The 22,179-nt window shown below is 73.9% G+C and carries 21 protein-coding genes and 1 pseudogene; 9 read left to right on the top strand and 13 right to left on the bottom strand.

Annotated features, from left to right (window positions below; all coding sequences use genetic code 11):
• The first annotated feature begins 1 nt into the window (after position 1).
• The 5 genes from cydB to AC1DUE_RS18730 are packed head-to-tail and all read left to right on the top strand — an operon-like array spanning position 2 to position 8,134.
• Complete coding sequence (gene cydB / locus AC1DUE_RS18750) at positions 2-1,069, top strand: cytochrome d ubiquinol oxidase subunit II (protein WP_477040925.1); 1,068 nt, start codon at positions 2-4, stop codon at positions 1,067-1,069.
• Entirely contained in the window at positions 1,066-2,700 is a 1,635-nt protein-coding gene (gene cydD, locus AC1DUE_RS18745) for a thiol reductant ABC exporter subunit CydD (RefSeq protein WP_477040924.1), read from the top strand. Before cydB ends, cydD begins: the two co-directional genes overlap by 4 nt.
• Entirely contained in the window at positions 2,697-4,439 is a 1,743-nt protein-coding gene (gene cydC / locus AC1DUE_RS18740) for a thiol reductant ABC exporter subunit CydC (RefSeq protein ID WP_477040923.1), read from the top strand. Before cydD ends, cydC begins: the two co-directional genes overlap by 4 nt.
• Positions 4,432-6,111, top strand: a complete 1,680-nt coding sequence (locus AC1DUE_RS18735) for a GAF domain-containing sensor histidine kinase (RefSeq protein WP_477040922.1) — start codon at positions 4,432-4,434, stop codon at positions 6,109-6,111. The genes cydC and AC1DUE_RS18735 overlap by 8 nt, the downstream gene beginning before the upstream one ends.
• 22 nt (positions 6,112-6,133) lie before the next feature.
• Entirely contained in the window at positions 6,134-8,134 is a 2,001-nt protein-coding gene (locus AC1DUE_RS18730) for an MDR family MFS transporter (protein WP_477040921.1), read from the top strand.
• Here the strand turns inward: AC1DUE_RS18730 and AC1DUE_RS18725 are convergent.
• The gene (locus AC1DUE_RS18725; protein ID WP_477040957.1) at positions 8,131-8,754 is read right to left on the bottom strand and encodes a response regulator; all 624 of its coding nucleotides are present in this window, start codon (positions 8,752-8,754) and stop codon (positions 8,131-8,133) included. The two genes, AC1DUE_RS18730 and AC1DUE_RS18725, sit on opposite strands and share 4 nt — an antisense overlap.
• A 68-nt stretch (positions 8,755-8,822) precedes the next feature.
• Here AC1DUE_RS18725 and AC1DUE_RS18720 point away from each other — a divergent pair, with 68 nt between their 5' ends.
• Entirely contained in the window at positions 8,823-9,770 is a 948-nt protein-coding gene (locus tag AC1DUE_RS18720; RefSeq protein WP_477040920.1) for an NAD(P)-dependent oxidoreductase, read from the top strand.
• Here AC1DUE_RS18720 and mutM read toward each other — a convergent pair.
• From mutM to coaD, 6 genes are all read right to left on the bottom strand, one after another.
• The gene (gene mutM, locus AC1DUE_RS18715) at positions 9,767-10,657 is read right to left on the bottom strand and encodes a bifunctional DNA-formamidopyrimidine glycosylase/DNA-(apurinic or apyrimidinic site) lyase (protein WP_477040919.1); all 891 of its coding nucleotides are present in this window, start codon (positions 10,655-10,657) and stop codon (positions 9,767-9,769) included. The genes AC1DUE_RS18720 and mutM overlap by 4 nt on opposite strands.
• A 1-nt stretch (position 10,658) precedes the next feature.
• Complete coding sequence (rnc, locus tag AC1DUE_RS18710) at positions 10,659-11,321, bottom strand: ribonuclease III (protein ID WP_477040918.1); 663 nt, start codon at positions 11,319-11,321, stop codon at positions 10,659-10,661.
• Between the two features lie 38 nt (positions 11,322-11,359).
• Entirely contained in the window at positions 11,360-11,557 is a 198-nt protein-coding gene (gene rpmF / locus AC1DUE_RS18705; protein ID WP_028046804.1) for a 50S ribosomal protein L32, read from the bottom strand.
• 2 nt (positions 11,558-11,559) lie between these two features.
• On the bottom strand, positions 11,560-12,138 hold the full coding sequence (locus tag AC1DUE_RS18700; protein WP_477040956.1) for a YceD family protein: 579 nt from the start codon (positions 12,136-12,138) through the stop codon (positions 11,560-11,562).
• A gap of 110 nt (positions 12,139-12,248) precedes the next feature.
• The gene (locus AC1DUE_RS18695) at positions 12,249-12,734 is read right to left on the bottom strand and encodes a hypothetical protein (protein ID WP_477040917.1); all 486 of its coding nucleotides are present in this window, start codon (positions 12,732-12,734) and stop codon (positions 12,249-12,251) included.
• A complete protein-coding gene (coaD, locus tag AC1DUE_RS18690; RefSeq protein ID WP_477040916.1) occupies positions 12,731-13,219 on the bottom strand; it encodes a pantetheine-phosphate adenylyltransferase in 489 nt (162 codons plus the stop codon). Before coaD ends, AC1DUE_RS18695 begins: the two co-directional genes overlap by 4 nt.
• Before the next feature lie 64 nt (positions 13,220-13,283).
• On the opposite strand from coaD, the gene AC1DUE_RS18685 reads away from it, so the two are divergent.
• A complete protein-coding gene (locus AC1DUE_RS18685) occupies positions 13,284-13,898 on the top strand; it encodes a GNAT family N-acetyltransferase (RefSeq protein WP_477040915.1) in 615 nt (204 codons plus the stop codon).
• Here the strand turns inward: AC1DUE_RS18685 and rsmD are convergent.
• Genes rsmD through AC1DUE_RS18660 form a run of 5 tightly spaced genes read right to left on the bottom strand, consistent with a single transcriptional unit; the run spans position 13,887 to position 20,609 of the window.
• Positions 13,887-14,432 carry a 16S rRNA (guanine(966)-N(2))-methyltransferase RsmD gene (rsmD, locus tag AC1DUE_RS18680; RefSeq protein WP_477040914.1) on the bottom strand — a complete coding sequence of 182 codons (546 nt, stop codon included), beginning with the start codon at positions 14,430-14,432 and terminating at the stop codon, positions 13,887-13,889. The two genes, AC1DUE_RS18685 and rsmD, sit on opposite strands and share 12 nt — an antisense overlap.
• On the bottom strand, positions 14,429-16,075 hold the full coding sequence (locus tag AC1DUE_RS18675) for a DUF6297 family protein (protein ID WP_477040913.1): 1,647 nt from the start codon (positions 16,073-16,075) through the stop codon (positions 14,429-14,431). The genes rsmD and AC1DUE_RS18675 overlap by 4 nt, the downstream gene beginning before the upstream one ends.
• Positions 16,072-16,764 (bottom strand): ABC transporter ATP-binding protein, encoded by a 693-nt coding sequence (locus tag AC1DUE_RS18670; RefSeq protein WP_477040912.1) that lies wholly within the window; start codon positions 16,762-16,764, stop codon positions 16,072-16,074. Before AC1DUE_RS18670 ends, AC1DUE_RS18675 begins: the two co-directional genes overlap by 4 nt.
• 51 nt (positions 16,765-16,815) lie before the next feature.
• Positions 16,816-19,119, bottom strand: coding sequence for an ATP-dependent DNA helicase RecG (locus AC1DUE_RS18665; protein ID WP_477040911.1), 2,304 nt, complete (start codon positions 19,117-19,119; stop codon positions 16,816-16,818).
• Between the two features lie 2 nt (positions 19,120-19,121).
• Complete coding sequence (locus AC1DUE_RS18660) at positions 19,122-20,609, bottom strand: DAK2 domain-containing protein (RefSeq protein WP_477040910.1); 1,488 nt, start codon at positions 20,607-20,609, stop codon at positions 19,122-19,124.
• A 284-nt stretch (positions 20,610-20,893) separates the two neighbouring features.
• On the opposite strand from AC1DUE_RS18660, the gene rpmB reads away from it, so the two are divergent.
• Together rpmB and AC1DUE_RS18650 are read left to right on the top strand one after the other, a co-directional pair.
• Positions 20,894-21,085 (top strand): 50S ribosomal protein L28, encoded by a 192-nt coding sequence (gene rpmB, locus AC1DUE_RS18655; protein WP_029289091.1) that lies wholly within the window; start codon positions 20,894-20,896, stop codon positions 21,083-21,085.
• 85 nt (positions 21,086-21,170) lie between these two features.
• Positions 21,171-21,695 carry an N-acetyltransferase family protein gene (locus AC1DUE_RS18650; RefSeq protein WP_477040909.1) on the top strand — a complete coding sequence of 175 codons (525 nt, stop codon included), beginning with the start codon at positions 21,171-21,173 and terminating at the stop codon, positions 21,693-21,695.
• A gap of 14 nt (positions 21,696-21,709) precedes the next feature.
• Here AC1DUE_RS18650 and AC1DUE_RS18645 read toward each other — a convergent pair.
• Positions 21,710-22,179 (bottom strand): annotated as a pseudogene (locus tag AC1DUE_RS18645) (thiamine-phosphate kinase); the annotation flags it as partial.

Genomic DNA, 22,179 nt, shown 5'->3' with positions numbered 1-22,179 from the left:
CATGGATCTCACCGTCGTCTGGTTCCTGCTCATCGCGGTCCTGTGGACCGGCTACCTGGTGCTCGAGGGGTTCGACTTCGGCGTCGGCATGCTCCTCGGGCTGCTCGCCCGCGGGGACCGGGCCGCCCGGGACCGCGACCGCCGCGTCATGATCAACACCATCGGTCCCGTCTGGGACGGGAACGAGGTCTGGCTGATCACGGCCGGCGGCGCCACGTTCGCGGCGTTCCCCGAGTGGTACGCCACGATGTTCTCCGGGTTCTACCTCGCGCTCCTGCTCATCCTGGTCGCCCTCATCGTGCGCATCGTCGCGTTCGAGTGGCGCGGCAAGATCAACACCGACGGCTGGCGCTCGCTCGCCGACGGCGCGCTGATCTTCGGGTCGTGGGTCCCGTCCGTCCTGTGGGGAGTGGCGTTCGCCAACCTCGTGCGCGGCGTCGAGCTGGACGCGGACCACCAGTACGTCGGCGGCTTCGGGGCCCTGCTGAACCCGTTCGCGCTGCTCGGGGGCGCGACGACCACGCTGCTCTTCCTGACGCACGGCGCCGTGTTCCTCGCCCTCAAGTCCGACGGGGACATCCGGGCGCGGGCCGGTGCGTTCGCGGCGCGCTCGTCGGTCGTCACGCTCGTCGTCGCCGCTGCCTGGGCCATCTGGGCGCAGGTCGCGTACTCGGTGGCGTGGACGTGGATCGCGGTGGCCGTCGCCGCCGTCTCGCTCGTCGTCGTGGTCGTCGCCGCCCGTGGTCGTCGCGAGGGACTGGCGTTCACCGCCTCGGCGGTGGCCATCGTCGCCGCCGTGGTGCTCATCTTCGGGTCCATGTACCCCGACGTCATGCCCGCCTTCGACCCGGCCAACTCGCTGACCATCGAGAACGCCTCCTCGACGCACTACACGCTCGTCGTGATGACGTGGGTCGCCGTGATCCTCACGCCCGTGGTCCTGCTCTACCAGGGCTGGACGTACTGGGTGTTCCGCAGGCGGATCTCGACGGCGAACATCCCCGAGCACACGGGCCTGACGTTCGACAAGGTTCCGCCGCTCGAGCGCCAGCCGGCTGCCCGGGAGTGAGGCCGCTCGACCCGCGGCTGCTGCGCTACGCCCGCTCCGCCCGGGGGTACGTCTACCTGACGACCGCGTTCGGCATCGTCACCGCGGCGCTCGTGGTCTGCCAGGCGCTCCTGCTGGCGCACGCCCTCGGCGGCGCGGTGCACGACGGCGCGACGCTCGCCTCGCTCGGTCCGACGATCGGGTGGCTCGCGGTCGTCGTCGTCGCGCGCGTGCTGGTGACGTCCGGCCAGGAGCGGTTCGCGCACCGGGCGGCGGTCGCGACGATCGCGGAGCTGCGCGAGCAGGTGGTCCAGCACGCGGTGTCGCTGGGCCCCCGCTGGCTCGCCTCCGGCGAAGGGCCCGGTGTCGTCACGCTGGCCACGCGCGGCCTGGACAACCTGCAGCCGTACTTCGTCCGCTACCTGCCCCAGCTGCTGCTCGCGGCGACCGTGACGCCCGCCGTCCTGCTCGTCGTGCTCGGCCTGGACTGGATCTCGGCGGCCATCATGGTCACGGTCCTGCCCCTCGTCCCGATCTTCATGATCCTGATCGGCAAGCTGACCCAGGGCCGGTCCGAGCGGGGCCTGGTCGCGATGCAGCGGCTCGGCGCACAGGTGCTCGACCTGCTGGCCGGGCTGCCGACCCTGCGGGCGCACGGCCGCGAGCGCGGGCAGGGCGCCCGGGTGCGGGCCCTCGGCGACGCCCACCGCGAGGCGACCATGGGCACGCTGCGGATCGCGTTCCTGTCCGGGATGGTCCTCGAGCTCTTGACCACGCTCTCGGTGGCTCTGGTCGCGGTCGCGATCGGGCTCCGCCTGGTGAACGGCGACCTCGCGCTCACCACCGGGATCGCTGTGCTCGTGCTGGCGCCTGAGGTGTTCCTGCCGTTGCGCCAGGTCGGGACGCAGTTCCATGCGGCCTCCGACGGGGTCGCGGCCGCCGCGCAGGCGTTCGCGGTCCTGGAGACGCCGGTGCCCGCTCGCGGTGTCGCACAGGCACCCGACCTGCGCACCGCGACGATCACCCTGACCACCGTCGGCGTCCGGACCGCCGGCGGGCTCACCCCGGCGGGCCTGGACCTGACGGTACGTCCGGGGACCGTGGTCGCCCTGACGGGGCCCAGCGGCGTCGGCAAGACGACCACCGTCGAGGTGCTCCTGGGCCTGGTCCCGGCCGACGAGGGCTCCGTGACGGTGGGGTCGCTCGACCTCGCGGAGGTCGACCCCGCGACCCTCTGGTCGCAGGTGTCGTGGCTCCCCCAGCGACCGGTCCTCGAACCCGGGACCATCGCCTCGATCGTCGGCGGCACGCACGCCGGGGCCGCGGCCCTCACCGGCCTCGACGCGGTCCTCGCGACCCTGCCGGACGGCTGGCAGACCGAGCTCGGACGCGGCGGCGAGGGACTCAGCCTCGGGCAGCGGCAGCGGGTCGCCCTGACGCGGGCACTCGTCTCCGACGCACCCCTGGTGATCCTCGACGAGCCGACGGCGCACCTCGACGCGGCCGGTGAGGCGGTGGTCCTCGACACGGTGCGTGCCCTGCGGGAGGCCGGACGGACGGTCCTGCTCGTCGCGCACCGCCCGTCGCTCGTGGCCTGCGCCGACACGGTCGTCGAGGTCCGCAGCGACGTCGACGCGGCGGTGCCCGCATGAGGCCCCCGCGCGGGACGCTGCGCCGCGCCGTCGGGTTGCTCGACGTCGACCGGCGGCGCGTCGCCCTGGCCCTGGTGCTCGGCACGCTGGCCCTCGGGTGCGCGGTCGCGCTCGCCGGCACGGCCGCCTGGCTGATCGCCCGCGCCTCCCAGATGCCACCGGTGCTCGAGCTCTCGGTCGCGACCGTCGCGGTCCGCGCGTTCGGCATCGGGCGCGGCGTCCTGCGCTACCTCGAACGGCTCGTCTCGCACGACGTCGCGCTGCGCGGCATGACACAGCTGCGCACCACCCTCTACGACCGGCTCGCGACCGGCCGGCCGGAGGCCCTGCTGCGCCTGCGGCGGGGCGACCTGCTCGCCCGGGTCGGCTCGGACGTCGACGCGGTCGGCGACGTCGTCGTGCGGGGGCTCCTGCCGATCGGGGTCGCCGCCCTGCTCGGGCTGCTGACGTCGGTCGTCATGTGCCTGTTCTGGCCACCTGCCGGGATCGCGCTGGCCGCGTGCCTCGTGCTCGCCGGGGTGGTCGCACCGGCGCTGGCGTCCCGCGGCGCGCGGCTCAGCGAGCAGCGCGCGGTGCAGGGGCACTCCGACATGACGGCCTCGGCGCTCGGGCTGCTCGACGACGCCGGCCCGCTCCTCGTCGCCGGCCGCGTGCCGACCGAGATGACCGCGCTGCGCGACGCCGACGCCCGGATCGCCGCCGCGACCGACAGCGGCGCACCGTCCGCCGCCCTGGCCGCCGGGCTCGGGCAGCTCGCCGTCGGGCTGGCGGTCCTCGCCGCGCTGGTCACCGGGATCCCCGCCGTCACCTCCGGGCAGCTCGCCGCGGTGGACCTCGCGGTGATCGTGCTCACCCCGCTCGCCGCGTTCGAGGCGACGATGCTGCTGCCCGCAGCCATGATCCAGGTGCACCGTTCGCGTGCCGCCGCCGCCCGGGTGCTCGCGCTGCTGGACGCGCAGGACGGCCCCGCGCCGGTCGAGGGCGACCCCCGTCGGCCGCAGCCGGACCTCGTCGCCGCCGACCTGGTCTGCGCCTGGCCCGAGGGCCCCGCGGTGGTGCAGGACCTCGACCTCGCGCTGCACCCCGGCCGGTCCGTCGCGATCGTCGGGCCCTCGGGAACCGGGAAGACGACGACCCTGCTGACGCTCGCCGGCCTCCTGCCGGCGCGGTCGGGCACGCTGACGCTCGACGGGCACGACGTCGCCGCCTACGGACGCGAGGCGGTCACCGCGACGGTGCTGGTCGGCACGGAGGACGCGCACGTGTTCGGCACCACCGTGCTGGAGAACCTGCGCGTCGCGCGCGGAGACGTGACGCGCGACGAGGCGATCGCCGTGCTGGAGCGCGTGTCGCTCGGCCCGTGGCTGGCCGGCCTCCCGGACGGGCTCGACACCACCCTGGGACCGGACGCGCGCACCGTCTCGGGCGGTGAGCGCCGGCGGTTGCTCGTCGCGCGCGCCCTGCTCTCGTCGGCCCCGCTGCTGCTGCTCGACGAGCCGGCCGAGCACCTCGACCCGGCCACGGCGGACGCCCTGGTGAGAGACCTCCTGCACGACCCTCGCGGCGTCGTCGTCGTGACGCACCGCCTGAGCCCGCTCGACGCCGCGGACGACGTGCTGTGGCTCGACGACGGGCACGTGCAGGCCCGCGGCACGCACGCCCACCTGCGCGAGACCGTTCCCGACTACCGTGTGGCTCTGGACCTGGAGAGCGAGGGCGGAGGGACTGCTCGTGCCTGACGAGGTGGTGCCGACGTCCCTCGCCCTGACGCCCGAGGCTCTTGACCAGCTCCTCGACGCCATGGTCTCCGTGGCGGGCGAGCTCGAGCTCGAGGCGGTGCTCGACCGGTTCGTGCGCATCAGCGCGCGGCTCACCGGCGCCCGGTACGGCGCGATCGACGTGCGCGACTCCCACGGCCGGGCGATCACCTTCGTGCGGGCGGGCCAGGCCGGCGCCCTCGCGGCGGCGCTCCGGGACGGACCGCAGCGCCCCGCGATCCTGGGCGGCCTGCCGACCGAGGGTGCACACCGGCTGGTCGACCTGCGCCAGCACCCGTCGTTCGACGGCTTCCCGCACGTCGGCACCCCGGCCCACGGCTCGTTCCTCGGCGCCACCCTGCACGTCGGGTCGCGGGTGTTCGGGCACCTGTACCTCGCGGACAAGCCCGTCCCCTTCACCGCCGCCGACGAGAAGATCGCCGAGGCGCTCGCCGCCGCCGCCGGCGCCGCGATCGCCAACGCCCAGCTGTACGCCGAGGCGGAGCGACGGGAGACCTGGCTGCGCGCCGAGCAGGCGATCACAACGATGCTGCTCGAGGGCGTCGACGCCGAGGACGCCCTGCGGCACGTCGCCTCGACGGCCCGGGGCGTCGGCGAGGCGGAGGTCGCGGCGCTCGCCCTGCCCGGGGTCGACGGTGAGCTGCTCGTCGAGCTGGCCGTCGGTCCGGGCGGCGACCGCCTGGTCGGTGCGCCCATGGCATCGGGCACCCGCGCGAACATCGTCCTGATGACCGGCAAGGGCATCACGATCCCGTCGCTGCAGGCCGCCTCCTCGGTGGCCGTCCCCGTCCTGCGCGAGTTCGGGCCGGCACTGTACGCGCCGTTCCGTGCACCCGGTCGCGGGCTCGGCGTGCTGATACTGCTGCGCCGCGTCGGCGGCCCTCAGTTCGACGAGGCCGACCTGGTGACGGCCGTCGCCTTCGCCGAGCAGGCCGCCCTCGCCTACGTGCTCGCCGAGGCGCGGGCGGCCCAGGACGCCGCCGCGCTGCTCGACGAGCGCGAGCGCATCGCGCGCGACCTGCACGACCTCGCGATCCAGCAGCTGTTCGCCACGGGTCTGCAGCTGGAGACGGTCCGGCGCCGCGCCGCCCGCGGCGTCGACGCGACCGAGCTGACCGAGATCGTCGAGGACGCGCTCGAGAACGTCGACGGCTCGGTCCGCGAGATCCGGCACATCGTCCACGACCTGCGCGACCCGGACGGCGGCGTCGGCCTGGTGGCACGCCTGCGGCGCGAGGTCGACCTCGCGCAGACCGGGCTCGGGTTCGCGCCGACGTTCGTCGCGACCCTCGACGGTGCGCAGGTGGCCGCGGGCGACCTCGACGAGGACCGGCTCGACGAGCGGGTCCAGGGCGCACTCGCCTCCGACGTCGTCGCGGTGGTGCGCGAGGCGCTCGCCAACGCCGCGCGCCACGCCGAGGCCCACACGGTCGACGTGCGGCTCGTCGTGACCCCGTCGGCTGTCCGCGTCGAGGTGCGGGACGACGGCGTCGGCATGCCGACGGGACCCGCGCGTCGGTCCGGCACCACCAATCTCGCCTCGCGAGCACGCGCCCGAGGTGGGACGTTCGTCGTGGAGTCCCTGCGCGAGGGCGGGGGCACGACGCTCGCGTGGTCGGCACCACTGCCCTGACCCACGGGTCGGGGAGGTCCCGATGGCGCAGGTCGACCAGGCTCCGGCCGCCCAGCTCACGCAACGCAAGATCTGGGCGATCTTCGGCGGGCTCATGCTCGCGATGCTGCTGGCGGCCCTCGACCAGACCATCGTCGCGACGGCGCTGCCGACGATCGTGCGCGACCTCGGCGGGGCGGAGCACCTGTCGTGGGTGGTGACCGCCTACCTGCTGGCGTCCACCGCGACCACGCCGCTGTGGGGCAAGCTCGGCGACCTCTACGGCCGCAAGACGCTGTTCGTCCTGTGCATCGTCATCTTCCTCATCGGCTCGGCCCTGGCGGGGACGTCGCAGACGATGACGCAGCTGATCATCTGGCGGGCCGTCCAGGGGGCCGGCGGCGGCGGCCTCATGGTCCTGGCGCAGGCGATCATCGGGGACGTCGTCCCGGCGCGGGAACGCGGCCGGTACCAGGGGGCCTTCGGGGCCGTGTTCGGCGTTGCGAGCGTCGCCGGTCCGCTGCTCGGCGGCTTCTTCGTCGACAACTTCACCTGGCGGTGGGTGTTCTACATCAACCTGCCCATCGGCGCGGTCGCCCTCGCGGTCGTCCTCGCCGTCCTTCCCGTCACCAAGGCCGGCCGGTCCCCCAAGATCGACTACTGGGGCATCCTGCTCCTGGCCACGTTCGCCACCTGCATCGTGCTCGTGACGAGCCTCGGCGGGCGGACGTGGGCCTGGGACTCGGTCGAGGTGATCGGGCTCGGGCTGCTCGCGGTCGTCTCCGTCGTCGTGTTCGGCCTCGTCGAGGCCCGCGTGCCCGAGCCCGTGATGCCGCTGCGCCTCTTCACCAACCGCGTCTTCTCGACGACGTCCGTGGTCGGCTTCGTCGTCGGCTTCGCGATGTTCGGGTCGATCACCTACCTGCCGCTCTACCTCCAGCAGGTCCAGGGCGCGTCGCCGACGCAGTCCGGGCTGGAGATGATCCCGATGATGGCCGGCCTGCTGCTCACGTCGATCGGCAGCGGCCAGCTGATCAGCCGCACGGGCCGGTACAAGGTGTTCCCCATCGTCGGGACGGCCGTGTTCACGATCGGGCTGTACCTGCTCTCGCAGATGGGCCGCGAGACCACGCCTCTGCAGTCCGGCCTGTCGATGTTCGTGCTCGGCGCCGGGCTCGGCATGGTCATGCAGGTGCTCGTGCTCGCCGTGCAGAACGCGGTCGAGTACCGCGACCTGGGCGTCGGGACGAGCGGCGCGACGTTCTTCCGGACCATCGGCAGCTGCGTCGGCGTCGCCGTGTTCGGCTCGGTGTTCAGCTCGAAGCTCACCTCGAACCTCGCCGTCGCACCGCCGGCCGACGCCGTCGGTCCGTGCTCGGCACCGGCGTTGAGCGCCACGTCGCAGGCCCTGGCCGGCTGCTCGGCCGACGTGCAGAACTGGTTCCTGGACGGCTACTCCGACGCGATCCACACGATCTTCCTGTACGCGGTCCCCGTCGGCGCGCTCGCGTTCGTCCTGGCCTGGCTGATCCCGGAGGTCACGCTGCGGACCGCCGCGAGCCGCCCCGACCCGGGAGAGTCCTTCGCCCTGCCGGCGAGCCGGACCTCGTACGAGGAGCTGCGGCTCCTGCTCTGGCGCGAGGTCGGCCACCAGGACCCGCTGCGCGCGTACACGATCCTCAACAAGGACCTCGACGTCGACCTCACACCGGGCCAGTGCTGGCTGCTGTCCCGGGTCTCGGCGGTGCGCTCACGGACCATCGACGTGATGGTCGAGAGGTCGGGCGTGGAACGAGCCGCCGTCGTCCGCACCGCGGAGTCGCTCCGCGACCGCGGCCTCGTGGAGATCGACGGCGAGACCGTCACCCCGACCCCCGCTGGCGACGCGGTCGCCGAGCAGCTCAAGGAGAACGAGCGGGCCAAGCTGCACACGATGATCGCCCAGTGGAAGGGTGCCGACGAGCCCGACGTGCACACCCTGGTCGAGCAGGTGACCGAACGCCTCTGGCGCGACGACCCGGCACCGGCCGGGATGCTGCGCTAGGACCCGTCCACTCGCCAGCCCGAGTGCTTGCGGGACGCCACCCACGCGGCGACCTGGGTGCGCCGCTGCAGCCCCATCTTGGCCAGGATCGACGTGATGTGGTTCTTGACGGTCTTCTCGACGACCCCGAGGCGGTCGGCGATCTCCCGGTTGGACAGGCCGTCGCCGATCAGGTCGACCACGCGCAGCTCGCTCGGCGTCAGCGTGCTGGTCAGGTCAGGCTGCGAGGAGCGGTGGCTCTTGACGGACCGCTCGTCGAGCAGGATCCGGCCGGCTGCCACCGCGCGGATGGCGTCCGAGATCTCGTTGCCGCGCACGGTCTTCAGCAGGAACGCGGCGGCGCCGGCCTCCAGCGCCGCGTCCATGGCCTCCTCGTCGTCGAACGACGTGAGCACGATCGACCGCGTCTCGGGCAGCGCCCGGTGCAGCGCGTTCATGAGGTCGATGCCCGTGCCGTCGGGCAGCTGCAGGTCGACGAGCACCACCTGCGGACGCACGAGGGCGGCGCGCTGCAGACCTTCGGCGACCGAGCTGGCCTCCGCCACGACGCGCATGCCGTCCGCCCGGTCGACGACCTCGGCGATGCCGCGGCGCACGACCTCGTGATCGTCGACGATCATGACCGCGATCGGGCGCGCCTCGACTGCTGCGTGAGCGCTGCTGGCAGGCACGGTGGCATCGTAGCGAGGTGACCACCCTCCTGCTGCCCTCGTCGATGTCCGACTCGCCCACCCTCCCCGACGGCGTGCGCGCCCTGTGCTACGACATCGACGAACCGCTCCCTGACGACGCCCTCGACGCCGAGGCGCTGGTGGTGTGGGGCAACGGGCACGAGCAGATGGCCGACGCCGCCCGACGGCTGACCCGCCTGCGCTGGGTGCAGACCCTCGCCGCCGGCCCCGACTCGGTCCTCGGGGCCGGGTTCGCACCGGACGTCGTCGTCACGTCGGGGCGCGGCCTGCACGACGGTCCGGTCGCCGAGCACACGCTCGCCCTGCTGCTGGCGCTGGCGCGTCGGCTGCCCGAGCTCGTGCGCGCCCAGGACGAGCACCGCTGGGCGCACGAGCTCGGGGGCATGCAGGAGGTCCGGCCGGGGCTGGAGTTCCGCAGCCTGGCCGGCGCGCGCGTCCTGATCTGGGGTTTTGGCTCGATCGCCGCCCACCTGGCGCCGATCCTCACCGCGCTCGGCGCCGACGTGCGGGGCGTCGCGCGGACGGCGGGCGACCGGCACGGCTACCCGGTCATCTCCACGTTCGACCTGCCCGAGGCGCTCCCCCGTGCGGACGTCCTCGTCTCGATGCTGCCCGGCACGCCGCAGAACGCGGGCGTCGTCGACGGACCCGTGTTCGACCTGCTCCCGGACCACGCCTTCGTCGTCAACGTGGGGCGCGGCTCGGTCCTCGACGAGGCCGCGCTCCTGCACGCCGTCCAGACCGGGCGCATCGCCGGCGCCGCCCTCGACGTGTTCGAGACGGAGCCGCTGCCCGCCGACTCCCCGCTGTGGCGCGAGCCGCGCATCCTGATCACGCCGCACGCCGCGGGCGGTCGGCCCCTCGGCGCGGGCGAGCTCGTGAGCGAGAACCTCGTCGCGTTCCTGGCCGGTGCCGAGCTGCGCAACGTGGTGCCGCGGGACTAGAAGCGCCCGTTCCGCGGCCGCGGCTGGCAGTGCGGGCAGCTGTACGACGAGCGGTTCATGAACTCGTCGCGACGGACGGCCGTCCCGCAGCGCGGGCAGGGGCGACCCTCCTGGCCGTAGACCTTGAGGGACCGGTCGAAGTACCCCGAGCTGCCGTTCACGTTCACGTAGAGCGCGTCGAAGCTGGTGCCGCCCTGCTCGAGCGCCTCGGTCATGACCTCGGCGGCGCCCGCGAGCGCGCGCTCGACCTCGGCGACCCGGAGGTTCTCGGTCGGGCGCGCGTAGTGCAGCTGGGCGCGCCACAGGCCCTCGTCGGCGTAGATGTTGCCGATGCCCGACACGACGGTCTGGTCGAGCAGGGCCCGCTTGAGCCCGGTCTTCCTGCGGCGGATCTTCGCGACGAGCGCGTCGTGGCCCAGTGCCGGGTCGAGCAGGTCACGGGCGATGTGCGCCACGGGCTCCGGGACGGCCGCCCGGTCCGAGCCGAGGCCGCCGGGCGCCCCGTCGCTCGTCGGCACGAGGTCGGGGACGCTCAGGTGGCCGAACGTGCGCTGGTCGACGAAGTCGAGGTAGCCGTCGTCGAGCGTCAGCCGGACGCGCAGATGAGGGTGGTCGACGGGCTCGGTGCGGACCAGCAGCTGCCCGCTCATGCCGAGGTGGGCCATGAGGGCGTCGTCCTCGTCGTCGAGGAGCAGCCACAGGAACTTGCCGCGGCGGACGGCGGCGTCCAGACGGCGACCCGTCAGCCGGCCCGCGAAGTCCAGCGGCCCGCCCGTGTGGCGCCGCACGCTGTAGTCGCGGCTCACCTCGACCGCGACGACCGTGCGGCCGAGCACGTGCCGCGCCAGCCCGTCGCGGACGGTCTCGACCTCGGGCAGCTCGGGCACGTCAGGCCTGCGCCGTTCGGAGCTCCTCGAGCACCCGGTACGCGTCCGCGGCGGCGTCCTGCTCGGCCACCTTCTTCGCGCGGCCGACGCCGACCCCGCGCGGCACGCCGTCCACGACCGCCCGGGCGGTGAACGTCCGGGCGTGGTCGGGACCTTCGCCGTCGACGTCGTACACCGGAGCCCCCAGGCCCATGGCCGCGGACAGCTCCTGCAGCGAGGTCTTCCAGTCGAGCCCGGCGCCGAGGTCGGCCGCCGCCACGAGGGACGGGCCGACGAGGCGCTCGACGAGCCCTCGCGCCGTCTCCAGACCGTGGGAGAGGTACACCGCGCCGAACACGGCCTCGAGGGTGTCGGAGAGGATCGAGTCCTTCTGCGCTCCCCCGGTGGCCACCTCGCCCTTGCCCAGCAACACATAGCTGCCCAGGTCGAGCTCGCGGGCCACGACGGCGAGCGCCCGCTGGGACACCGTGGCCGCCCGCATCTTCGCGAGCGAACCCTCGGAGAGCCCCGGGTGCGTCCGGTACAGCGACTCGGTCACGACGAGGCCGAGCACGGTGTCGCCGAGGAACTCGAGCCGCTCGTTGGTCGGGAGCCCGCCGGCCTCGTGCGCGAACGACCGGTGCGTCAGGGCAAGCACGAGAAGCTGGTCAGCCGTGGCACTCACGCCGGTCCTCCGGTCATCGGGTGCAGCACGGCGTGCGCTCAGCGAACCTCGAACTCGGTACGGACAGCCTCGGCGTACGAGCGGTCCTTGTACGTGCCGCACGACGGGCAGGCCGTGTGGGGCATCTTGTTCGCCTTGCACTTCGGGCAGGTGTGGAGCGTCGTGGCAGTGGTCTTCCACTGCGACCGACGCGCACGGGTGTTGCTGCGCGACATCTTGCGCTTCGGAACAGCCACGGCTAGCTCTCTTTCGTCTCGTCGTTCGAGCTCACGAGGCCGCCCAGAGCGGCCCAGCGAGGATCAAGCGTCTCATGCGAATGGTCAGGGTCGTCCGCCAGCCGGGCACCACACTCGGAGCACAGGCCAGGGCAGTCGGGGCGGCACAGCGGCTGGAACGGCAGAGCCGGAACGACCGTGTCTCGCAACGCAGGCTCCAGGTCGATCAGATCGCCCTCGAGCTCACGCACGTCCTCCTCGTCGTCACCGTCCTCGGCCGCAACTGCCGCGCGCTCGGGGTAGACGTAGAGCTCCGTGAGCGAGACATCGACATCCTCGATGACCTCACCCAGGCAGCGCACGCACTCCCCGATCGCCCGGCCGCGGACGGATCCGGTGACCAGGACCCCCTCCATGACCGCCTCGAGCCGCAGATCCAGCTCGACGTCGTTCCCGGTGGGGATGCCGATCACGTCAGTACCGAGATCCTCGGGGGCAGCCACGGTGCGCTGCACGGTCCGCGTCGATCCTGGACGTCTCCCGAGCTCGTGCGAATCGAGCACGAAGGGCGAACGAGGATCGAGGTGAACAGGGCGCTGCACGGCCAGGGTCCCCTCGTTGATCTCGGTCCGTGCCATGTCCGGCAGAACCAACGGACAACTCTACGGTACGGACGACGGGCCACCCAAATCGACGGCGGGTGGCGGAGGTCTCATTCCGAGCCCAGGCGGCCGGCCAGCTTCGCGCGTCCCGCCTGCACCTGGCCGAGCACCTTGCCCAGGTCGATCTCGAAGTCGGCGAGCCGACGGTCGCAGTAGTCGTCGGCGTCGCGCTGCAGCCGTTCCGCCGTCTCCTCCGCCTCGGCCAGGATCTGCCCGGCGCGCTCCTGCGCCGCGACCACGACGGCCTCCTGGTCGACCAGGGCGGCCGCCTCGCGACGCGCCTGCTCGAGGATCTCGTCGGCACCGGCCTGGGCCTCCACACGGGCCGCGGCGGCGTCGGCGAGCACCTGGTCGGCGCGGGTCAGCTGCGTCGGCAGCACGTCGCGCGCCTGCTCGACGAGGTCCAGCAGCTCCGCGCGGTTGACCAGCACGGACGACGACATGGGCATGGCGCGCGCCGTCGAGACCGCCGTGGCGATCGCGTCCAGCACGCCGGTCAGCCCCTCGGGGCGCGTCGTCGGGTCCTGCTCGGTCATGTTCCGTCCCTTCGTCCCACTGCTGCACGCACCGCGTCCCCCACGCCCGCAGGGACGAGGTCGTCGATCGCGCCTCCGAACCGCGCCACGTCCTTGACCAGCGACGACGCGATGTGTGCCAGCGCCGGGTCCCCGACGACGAACACGGTCTCGACCTCGGCCAGGTGCCGGTTCATGAGCGCCATCGGCAGCTCCGCATCGAAGTCCGCCCCGCCGCGCAGACCCTTGACCACGGCGTTCGCGTGCACGCGACGCAGGAAGTCGGCGAGCAGCCCGTCCACGGGCTCCACGCGCACCCCGTCGATCTCCGCGAGCGCCGCGCGCGCCAGCGAGACGCGCACGTCCACGCTCAGCAGCGCCGACTTGGCGGAGTTCACCGCGATGCCGACCACGACCTCGTCGAACATCGACCGCGCGCGGCGGACCACGTCGAGATGACCGAGGGTGATCGGGTCGAACGACCCGGGGCAGACGGCGATGGTCACCCGGTCAGGGTAGGCCAGCGGGTGCGCCAGGTCGCGACCACACGCGGCGCCCTAGCATCGGGCCATGCCGATCGAGAGGCCGATCGAGATGCGCATCGAGTCCGCGACGTGGGCCGACGCCCCCGCGATCCGCACGGTCCTCGCCTGCGCCTACCGCGACAACCCGCTGATGGTCTGGGCGCTCCCCGACGCCGGCACCCGCGACGACGCGTGCGCCGCGTGGCTCGGCCCGTCGCTCGACCGCTACCTCGCCGGCGGGCGCGTGCACGTCGCGCGGCGGGCCGGTGCGGTCGTCGGCGTCGCGGCGTGGCGGCTGCCGTCCGGTCCCCCGCCTCCCGAGTCGCTCCCCTCGCCCGCGGCCGTGCTCGCCCTGCTCGTCGGGTCGGAGCGTGCCGCCGAGATCCTGGCCGCGCTGGGTCGCACGGCGCCTCTCGCACCCGCCGAGCCCGCCGCCTACCTGAACTACCTCGCGGTCGCGCCGGAGCACCAGGGTCGCGGGATCGGCGCGGCGCTGCTCGACGCCGGGGTCGCGCAGGCTCGTCGCGACGGGCTGGGCACGTACCTAGCGACGAGCGACCCGCGGAACCTGCCGTTCTACGAGCGCGCCGGGTTCGTGCGCGCCGGGGAGGTCGACCTCGGTGGGCCGTGCCTCACCGTCCTGCACGGCTCAGGAGGCTGACGCCTCGGCGAACCACATGACCGTGTCGCCGTACGCGCGCTTGTCGAACCGCTCCAGGGCGTCCGGCCACGTCGGCTCCGGCGAGCGACGCCCGCGCTCGACCACCAGGACCCCGTGGGCCGAGAGGGTCAGCGGCGCCAGGACGGCCGCGAGGTCGTCCTCCGTGACGTCGTACGGCGGGTCGACGAGGACGAGGTCCCACGTCGCCGGGCGCTGCACGAACCGGTCGGCCTTCTCGGCCGCGACGACGACGAGGCCATCGAGCCCGAGGGCCGCCACGTTGCGGCGGCACACGTCGGCCGCGTCGCGCGCCGAGTCGACCAGGGTCACGTGTGCCGCTCCGCGGCTGGCCGCCTCGATGCCGAGCGCTCCCGACCCCGCGTAGAGGTCGAGAACGCGCGCTCCGTCGACGACGTCCAGGTGCTCGAGCCGCGAGAACAGGGCCTCCCGGACGCGCTCGCTGGTCGGCCGTGTCCCGGCGCGCGGCACCTGCAGGATCCGGCCTCCGACCGACCCCGCGACGATCCGGGTCACCGCGTGGCTCCCGCCTTGGCGTTCTCCTGGGCGTCCATCATCCGTTCCATGAGGGAGCCCTTCTTGATCGACGACGCGATGGCCACCGCGATCGCCGACAGGCAGATCTGGGCGAGCATCAGCGGTGTGTTGATCGTGCGCAGCAGCAGCGCGATCCACACGGGCAGCAGGCCGAGCACCACGAGGTCCGGCCCACGCGCCAGGACGGACGCGACACCGGTCGGCAGGGCGCCCATCGGGGTCGACACGAGCGCGCCGCCCCAGTCGGGGGCCGGCCGGTACGACGACCGGACGGCCGCGGCCGCCCACACCGGGGTCGAGATGACGCCGAGGGCGATCCAGTTGGGCACGTCGGAGGCCCACCGGCCCACAGCCGCGAACGCGACCACCGACCAGAGGAGCATCGCCCCGGCCGGGACGATCATCCGCAGGCGCCGGACGGTCTGCGCGTCGATCGGCAGGAGCCGGTCGAGGATCGGCGCCATCTCTGCGCGTCGTGCGCCCTCGCCGGTCGCGCTCATCGCGACGTAGCCGGCGACGAGGACCGCGAGCAGCACCCCGAACGGGCTGGCCAGCTGCGGCACGGTGCTCACCAGCACGGGCACCAGGGCCGCGACCGCGAGCTGGACCACGTGCCGCGCCGAGCGCCGCAGGACCACCAGGTCGGCGGTCACCAGGGCGGTGGCCGGTCCGCGGGCCGTGCGCAGCTTCGACGTCCAGCGGCGGACCGGCGCCGCGGCGCCGTCCGTGAGGGCCCGGCCGAGCTCGCGCGAGTCCATCGAGACGACCGCTCCCGCGGCCTGAGTGGCCACCGAGCCGCTCTCACGCAGCGTCTTCTCGGGCATCCGGCCGAGCCGGGAGTCGACGAGGTACGCGAGCCCCCCGACGACGACCAGGAGCACCGCGACGAGCCACCACGGCGGACCCGGGACCTCGTCGACCGACCAGCCGACCGAGGCCAGGAGGACCGCGGCGACCGGTGCGAGGAACAGGAGCACGTCGCCCACCAGCGCGATCGTGCGGCGCGAGACGCTCGCCGACTGGCCGACACCGGCGACCAGCACGATGCCCGCGGCGACCAGGGCCGCGGCGGCGGCCACCCGCACGACGCGCGAACCCTCGTCCGCGAGCAGGCCCGCGTCCAGCAGCGCCACGATCACCGCGCCGACGAACCCCGCGAGCAGCGGCAGTCGTCGCGAGGACGGGCGCAGCAGGCCACGGCGGTCGACCGGCAGCCCGAGCCACCAGGCGGCCTCCGCACCCCCGGCGCCGACCGGCCCGAGGCGTCCGGCGAGCGAGAGCACCACGCCCGCGAGCGCGATGAGGATGACGATCACCAGGCTGGCCAGGCTGAGGCTCAGCGGGCTGCTGATGTCCGGCTCCGGCGGCAGGGCCACGCGCATCGCCTGGGAGAACCCGAGCGCCACGCCGATGCTGATCGCGATGCTGATCACGGCGTAGTAGACGTCGCCGAGCAGCGACCCGATCGTCGCGTTGCTGCGGGCGCTGGCGGCCTGCGCGGTGTAGCGACGGATGCTGCGGGCGGCCGGGACGGCGCCGAGCTCGTACGGCTGGACTGCCGGCTCGTCCTCGCCTCGGTCGTGCTCGACCTCGCTCACGCCGTCGCTCGAACCGGCGCTCACGCTGGGTTCTCCCGCGAGATCAGGTCCGCCGCCTGGTCGGGGGGCAACAGCTTGGAGACCTCGTCCGAGACGTGCACCGCGCGGTCGGCCACGGCGCGCAGCAGGTCCGGGTCGTGGGTCGCGACGAGCACCGCGCCCCCCGCCTTCTTCTCTGCGACGATCCGGGCCGCGAGGCGGTCGCGCATGGCGCGGTCCAGACGCTGCTCGGGCTCGTCGAGGACCAGGAGCGAGCGGGGCCGGACGAACCCGGCCGCGAGCAGGAGCCGGCGCCGCTGGCCCGACGAGAGCGCCACCGGGAGGGACCTGGCGTGGTCGGCCAACCCGAACTCGCCGAGCAGCTCCGCGACGACCTGGTCCGCACCCCGCACGCCGTGCCCGCGGGCCGTGAGGTACAGGTGCTCGGAGACGGTGAGCGCCGGAAAGTACGCGTCGTCGTCGAGCACGCTGGCCACCTTGGTGCGGAAGCCCACGTCGCGCTCGTCGACCTTGGTGCCGAACACCTGCAGCGAGCCCCCGGACGGCTCGAGCAGGCCGATGACGGCACGCAGCACGGTCGACTTGCCGGAGCCGTTGGCGCCGACGAGCGCGATGACCTTGCCGGGCGCGAGCGTGAACGTGACAGGGGCGCAGACGGGGGCGCCGCCATAGCCGACGAGGAGGTCCTTGGCGCTGATGACGGGCTTCGACACGCTCGCCAGGGTATCTGCGCCGGATGTGCGCGCGCGCCGACGCTCCAGCGGTCAGGTCTGACCGAGGAACTCCTCGCGCCCGTCAGACAGCTGCAGGTCGATCGCGTGCCGCAGCGCGGGCCACTGCTCGAGCTCCGGATCGGCGTCGACCAGCGCCCGGGCGTCCTCGCGTGCCCGGTCGATCACCGCGCCGTCGCTGACCACCCGGAGGAACCGCAGGGCGCCGCGACGGCCCGACTGGGCGGCGCCGAGCACGTCGCCCTCGCGCCGCAGCAGGAGGTCCACGTGCGCGAGCTCGAACCCGTCGGTCGTCGCGGAGAGCGCCTCGAGCCGGCGCCCGGCCGTGCTGCCCTCGGGCGCGTCCGAGACGAGCAGGCAGATCCCGGGCTCGCGACCACGCCCGATGCGTCCGCGCAGCTGGTGCAGCTGCGACAGTCCGAACACGTGCGCGTCCAGGACGACCATCACGGTCGCCGCCGGGACGTCCACGCCGACCTCGATGACCGTCGTCGACACGAGCACGGGTGTCCTGCCCGACGCGAAGTCGGCGATCGCCTGGTCCTTCTCCTCGCCCGACATGCGGCCGTGCAGCACGCCGACCGCGGCGCCGCCGAGCCGGTCGTCCTGCCGCAGGGTCTCGGCGACCTCGAGCACCGCGCGCAGCGGCCGCTTCGGCGGCTTGGCACCCGGGGCGGTCGCCTCGCCCACCGTGACGGGCTCGTCGGCGTCGAGGTACAGGTCGCCGTCGTCCTCGTTGGTCAGGGCGTCGTCGTCGGGGTCGATCCGCGCGCAGACGACGAACGCCCGCCCGCCGCGCGCGACCTCCTCGCCGACCCGGCGCCAGGTCCGGTCCATCCAGGCCGGCACGCTTACCGGCACCACGTGCGTCGTGATGCCGCTGCGGCCGGCGGGCACCTCGCGCAGCTCGGAGATCTCCAGCTCGCCGAAGACGGTCATCGCGACCGTCCGCGGGATCGGCGTCGCCGTGGTGACGAGCAGGTGCGGCACGTTCTTGGCCTTGGCCAGCAGGGCACCGCGCTGCTCGACGCCGAACTTGTGCTGCTCGTCGATCACCACCAGCCCGAGGTCCGCGAACTGGACCGGGCTCGACAGCAGCGCGTGCGTGCCGACGACGATCCCCGCCTGACCGCTCGCGGCGTCGAGCAGGTTGGCCTTGCGCTCGGCCGCCCCCTGCGCCCCGGTCAGCAGCGCGACGCGCGTGCCGATCTCGGAGCCGCCGAGCATCCCGCCCTCGGCCAGGTCGCCGAGCAGGGCGCGCAGGGTCCGGACGTGCTGCGCGGCCAGCACGGAGGTCGGGGCGAGCATCGCGGCCTGTCCCCCGGCGTCGATGACCTGCAGCATCGCCCGCAGGGCGACCACGGTCTTGCCCGAGCCGACCTCGCCCTGCAGGAGCCGCTGCATCGGACGGTCGTGCGCGAGGTCGTCGCCGATCTGCGCACCCGCCAGGAGCTGACCGGGCGTGAGGTCGAACGGGAGGCGGGCGTCGAACGCCTCCAGCAGCCCACCGGTCCGCGGCGGTCGCGCTGTCGACGCCTCCCGCTGGGCCCGGGACCGCCGCCGCGCGAGCTCGGTCTGCAGGACGAACGCCTCCTCGTACCGCAGGCGCGCCTGACCGCGGTGGACGTCGGCCTCCTCACGCGGGACGTGCACGTCGCGCAGAGCCTTCAGGCGCGAGCCCAGGCCCCGCGACTCACGGATCTGTGGCGGCACCGGGTCGGGGACCTGGTCGTCGGTGAGCGGGTCGAGCACCTTGCGCAGCGCCGCGCGGATGGCCTCGGAGTCGAGCCCCTTGGTGGCCGGGTAGATCGGGATCGGCCACTCGGCCTCCTCCATCGCCCGCGCCTCGTCCTCGACGCTGCCGAGGATCTGGTAGACCGGGTTGGCCAGCTGCAGCCGACCGTTGAACACGTTGATCTCGCCCGAGAACAGCCCGAGCTCACCGACCGCCAGCCGGGCGAGGTGCCACTTGGCAATGCCCTCGTTCGCGGTGAAGATCACCAGGCTGAGCGAGCGGTTCCCGTCCGTGATGGTCGCCTCGACCCGCGGGCGGCCCGTCTTCGCCGCGTGCTTCATCTGCGCGCCGCGCACGCGGGCGATCAGGGCGACGTTGAGCCCGATGGCGAGGCTCGCGATGTCGGTGACCTCGCGCGAGTCCGCGTACCGCCAGGGGTAGTGCACGAGCAGGTCGGACCTCGTCTCGACGCCGAGCGTCGCGAACTTCTTGAGGTCGGCCGCGTTCTTGGCCGGTACCGGCTCGTCCATCGGATCGACATCGGTGTGCACGCCGTCCTCGTAGACCAGCCCGCTGCGGGGTGCCCTCGGTCGCCGGGCCACGGTCAGTCCAGCCCGATCAGGACCGCCGGCCCCCGACCCGTCGGCCCGACCACCGTCGGCTCGACACCCGGGTGGTGCTCGGCGAGGTAGGCGGCCAGCTCGTCGAGCTCGGCGCCGGGGTCCCGGAGCAGCACCGTGAGGCTCTCGACCGGTCCGGTCGCGGAGCGCAGGAGCGCGTCGGCCGCGTCGCGCACCGAGAGCACGGTGACCGGGTCGTCCAGCTCGACCGCGCGCAGCCGCAGCAGGGCCTCGTGCGCCGCAGCCAGTCCGGCGTCCGAGGCCGAGGCGAGCGCGAGCGCCGCGACCGCGACCCGCAGCTCGTCGCCCGCGTCGAGCAGCTCGACCCCCGGGTGCGTCGTCATCAGCCGCGCCAGCTCCTCCGCGTCGACCGCGTCGCCCGGGAGCACCGCGACGCGCGCCGCCCCGGTGTCCGTCACCGCGCGCTCCAGGTGGTGCGTGCTGATGGCCGCCTCGGGGCAGCGCACCACCGTGACGGCACCCGCCGACGCGTACCAGGCGGCCAGGTCCGGCGAGCTCGTGCACACGACGACCCCGCAGCGGCCCTCGTCGTGGTGGGCCGACGAGGCGTGGGCGCCCGCGACCAGCCGCACGAGCACCTGCTCGCGGCGGCCGATGGCCGCGGCGGCGATCGCGGCCGACGGGTCGTCGGTGTGCACGTGCACGTGCCACGTGCCGTCGCCGCCGACGACCGCGACCGAGTCACCGAGCACCGCCATCGCCGCCTGCAGCGGGGCGTCGAGCTCGGCGTCCGCGCTGCTCACCAGGAGCATCACCTCGAAGGCTCCGCCCGCCTGCTCGACGGGCCAGGGGTGCGTGGGCGCCGCCGGCAGCCAGTCGAGGGCGGCGTCGGCCGGCTGCCCGGCGACGACCTTCGCCAGCGCGTCGAGGAGCACGAGCAGGGCGCAGGCACCGGCGTCGACCACGTGCGCGGCCCGCAGCACGGGGTGCGCCGCACTGATCCCGGCCAGCGCCAGGTGCGCGTCCGCGACGGCCGAGTCGAGCATCGTCGCGAGGTCCGCACCGGAGTCCGCGGCGGTGGCGGCGCTGCGGGCGACCGTGTCCGCGAGCGTGAGGATCGTGCCCTCCTGCGGCTCCTGCATCGAGCCCCGGGCCGCGCGGGCCGCCGCCCCGAGGCACCGTGCGACGTCGTGCGCGTCCGGGTCCTGGGGCAGCGCCTGCGCGAGTCCGGTGAGGTACTGGCTGACGATGACCCCCGAGTTGCCGCGGGCCGAGCGCATGGCGCCCCGGGCGAACACCCGCGCGACGTCCCGGGCGTCCTCCCCGTCGACGGCCGGCTCGGCGCCGAGCGCCTCCACCCCGCCCGCCACGGTGAGCAGCACGTTCGTCCCCGTGTCGGAGTCCGGGACCGGGAAGACGTTGACCGCGTCGATGCGGTCGCGGGACCCCGCCAGCGCGGTGTGCGAGGCCAGCGCCCAGGCGCGCACCGCTCCTGCTTCGAGCCGCTCCACCGCACCTCCGTCGGGCCTCGTGTGTCTGCCGTCGCCCGCGGGCTCGCGCAGTCCGTCCGGGCACCACCTTGCAGCATCGGACCCACATTTGGGTCGACGTGCGAGATGGGCTAGTCTTGACCGGTTGCCCGGCCATGTCGGGCACTGGTGGTGCCCCGCAGCGGCCCCCGAATCCTCTCTCGGAGTCGGCGTCGCTCGTGCGCGGCCACTCACCGAGATCACCGAGAACTCAAGACTTCGCCGCACATGCGGCTGATGACCGTACAGAGCAACAGGAGAAGACCGTGGCTGCCAACTGCGACGTCTGCGCCAAGGGCCCGAGCTTCGGGCACAGCATCTCGCACTCGCACGTGCGCACGAAGCGGCGCTGGAACCCGAACATCCAGCGCGTCCGTGCCGTCGTCGCGGGGACGCCCAAGCGTCTCAACGTGTGCACGTCGTGCCTCAAGGCCGGCAAGGTGCAGCGCGCCGTCTGACGTCCTCCAGACGTAAGCCAAGGCCCACGAGGTTGTCACCTCGTGGGCCTTCGCCATGTCCGATCCGTGTGGCAGGGTGACGTCCATGGTCGAGCAGCTGGACGACGTGACGATCCGCCCCGCAGCCGAGGGCGACGCCGCCGGGATCGCCCGAGTGCACGTGCGCTCGTGGCAGGAGGCGTACGCGGGGATCGTGCCCGAGGGGTACCTCGCCGCCCTGGACGTGGACCAGCGCGCGAGCGAGTGGGCGTCCTACCTGCGTCAGGGCCCGTCCGACCAGGTGCTGACCTGGGTCGCGCTCGCCGGCTTCCAGGTGGTCGGCTTCGTGACCGTCGGCCCCAGCCGCGACGAGGACGCGAGCCGCGGCGACCGGGAGATCTACTCCATCTACCTCGACCCCGGCACCTGGGGCCACGGTGTCGCCCGCGACCTCATGCGCACCGTGATCTCCTCCGTGGGCGAGAAGACGCCGATCTCGCTGTGGGTGCTCGCCGAGAACGAGCGGGCCCGGCACTTCTACCGGCGGCACGGCTTCCAGGCGGACGGCGTGGACCGCTACGACGACGTCGGCGGCGAGAGCCTCCTCGAGGTCCGGTACCGCCGGGGCTGAGCCTCGACGGGTCGTCACCGACCGCCGAAGTGGTCCCACCCGGAGGTCTGCGACACGGCTGAGCCGTCGACGAGGACGCCGGGCGACCCGTCGCGCACCCGCCCGACCGCACGGAACGCGGGCGGCAGCGGCACGTCCGGCGGGAACGTCGCGAGCAGGCCGTGGTCCTCGCCCCCGTCGAGCACCCAGCGGTCCGCCGACGCGTCCAGCGCCGCGGCGGCGAGGCCGAGCCGCGCGACGTCGTCGGGGAACGCCTGCGCCGGCGCGACCAGGTCCACCACCACGCCGCTCGCGCGCGCGATCCGGCCGGCGTCGCGCAGCAGCCCGTCGGACACGTCCATCATCGAGGTCGCCCCGGCCAGCGCCGCGGCGGGTCCCGCCTCGAGCGGCGACGACGGGTGCAGGTAGGCGCCGACGAGCCCGTCGTCGAGCGCCGGCCGCCCGGCGTCGAGCAGGGCCATGCCGGCGGGGGACCACCCCGCGA

This window comes from Cellulomonas sp. P4_A2, from assembly GCF_056402515.1.
This window is presented reverse-complemented; position numbering and strand designations above follow the sequence as displayed.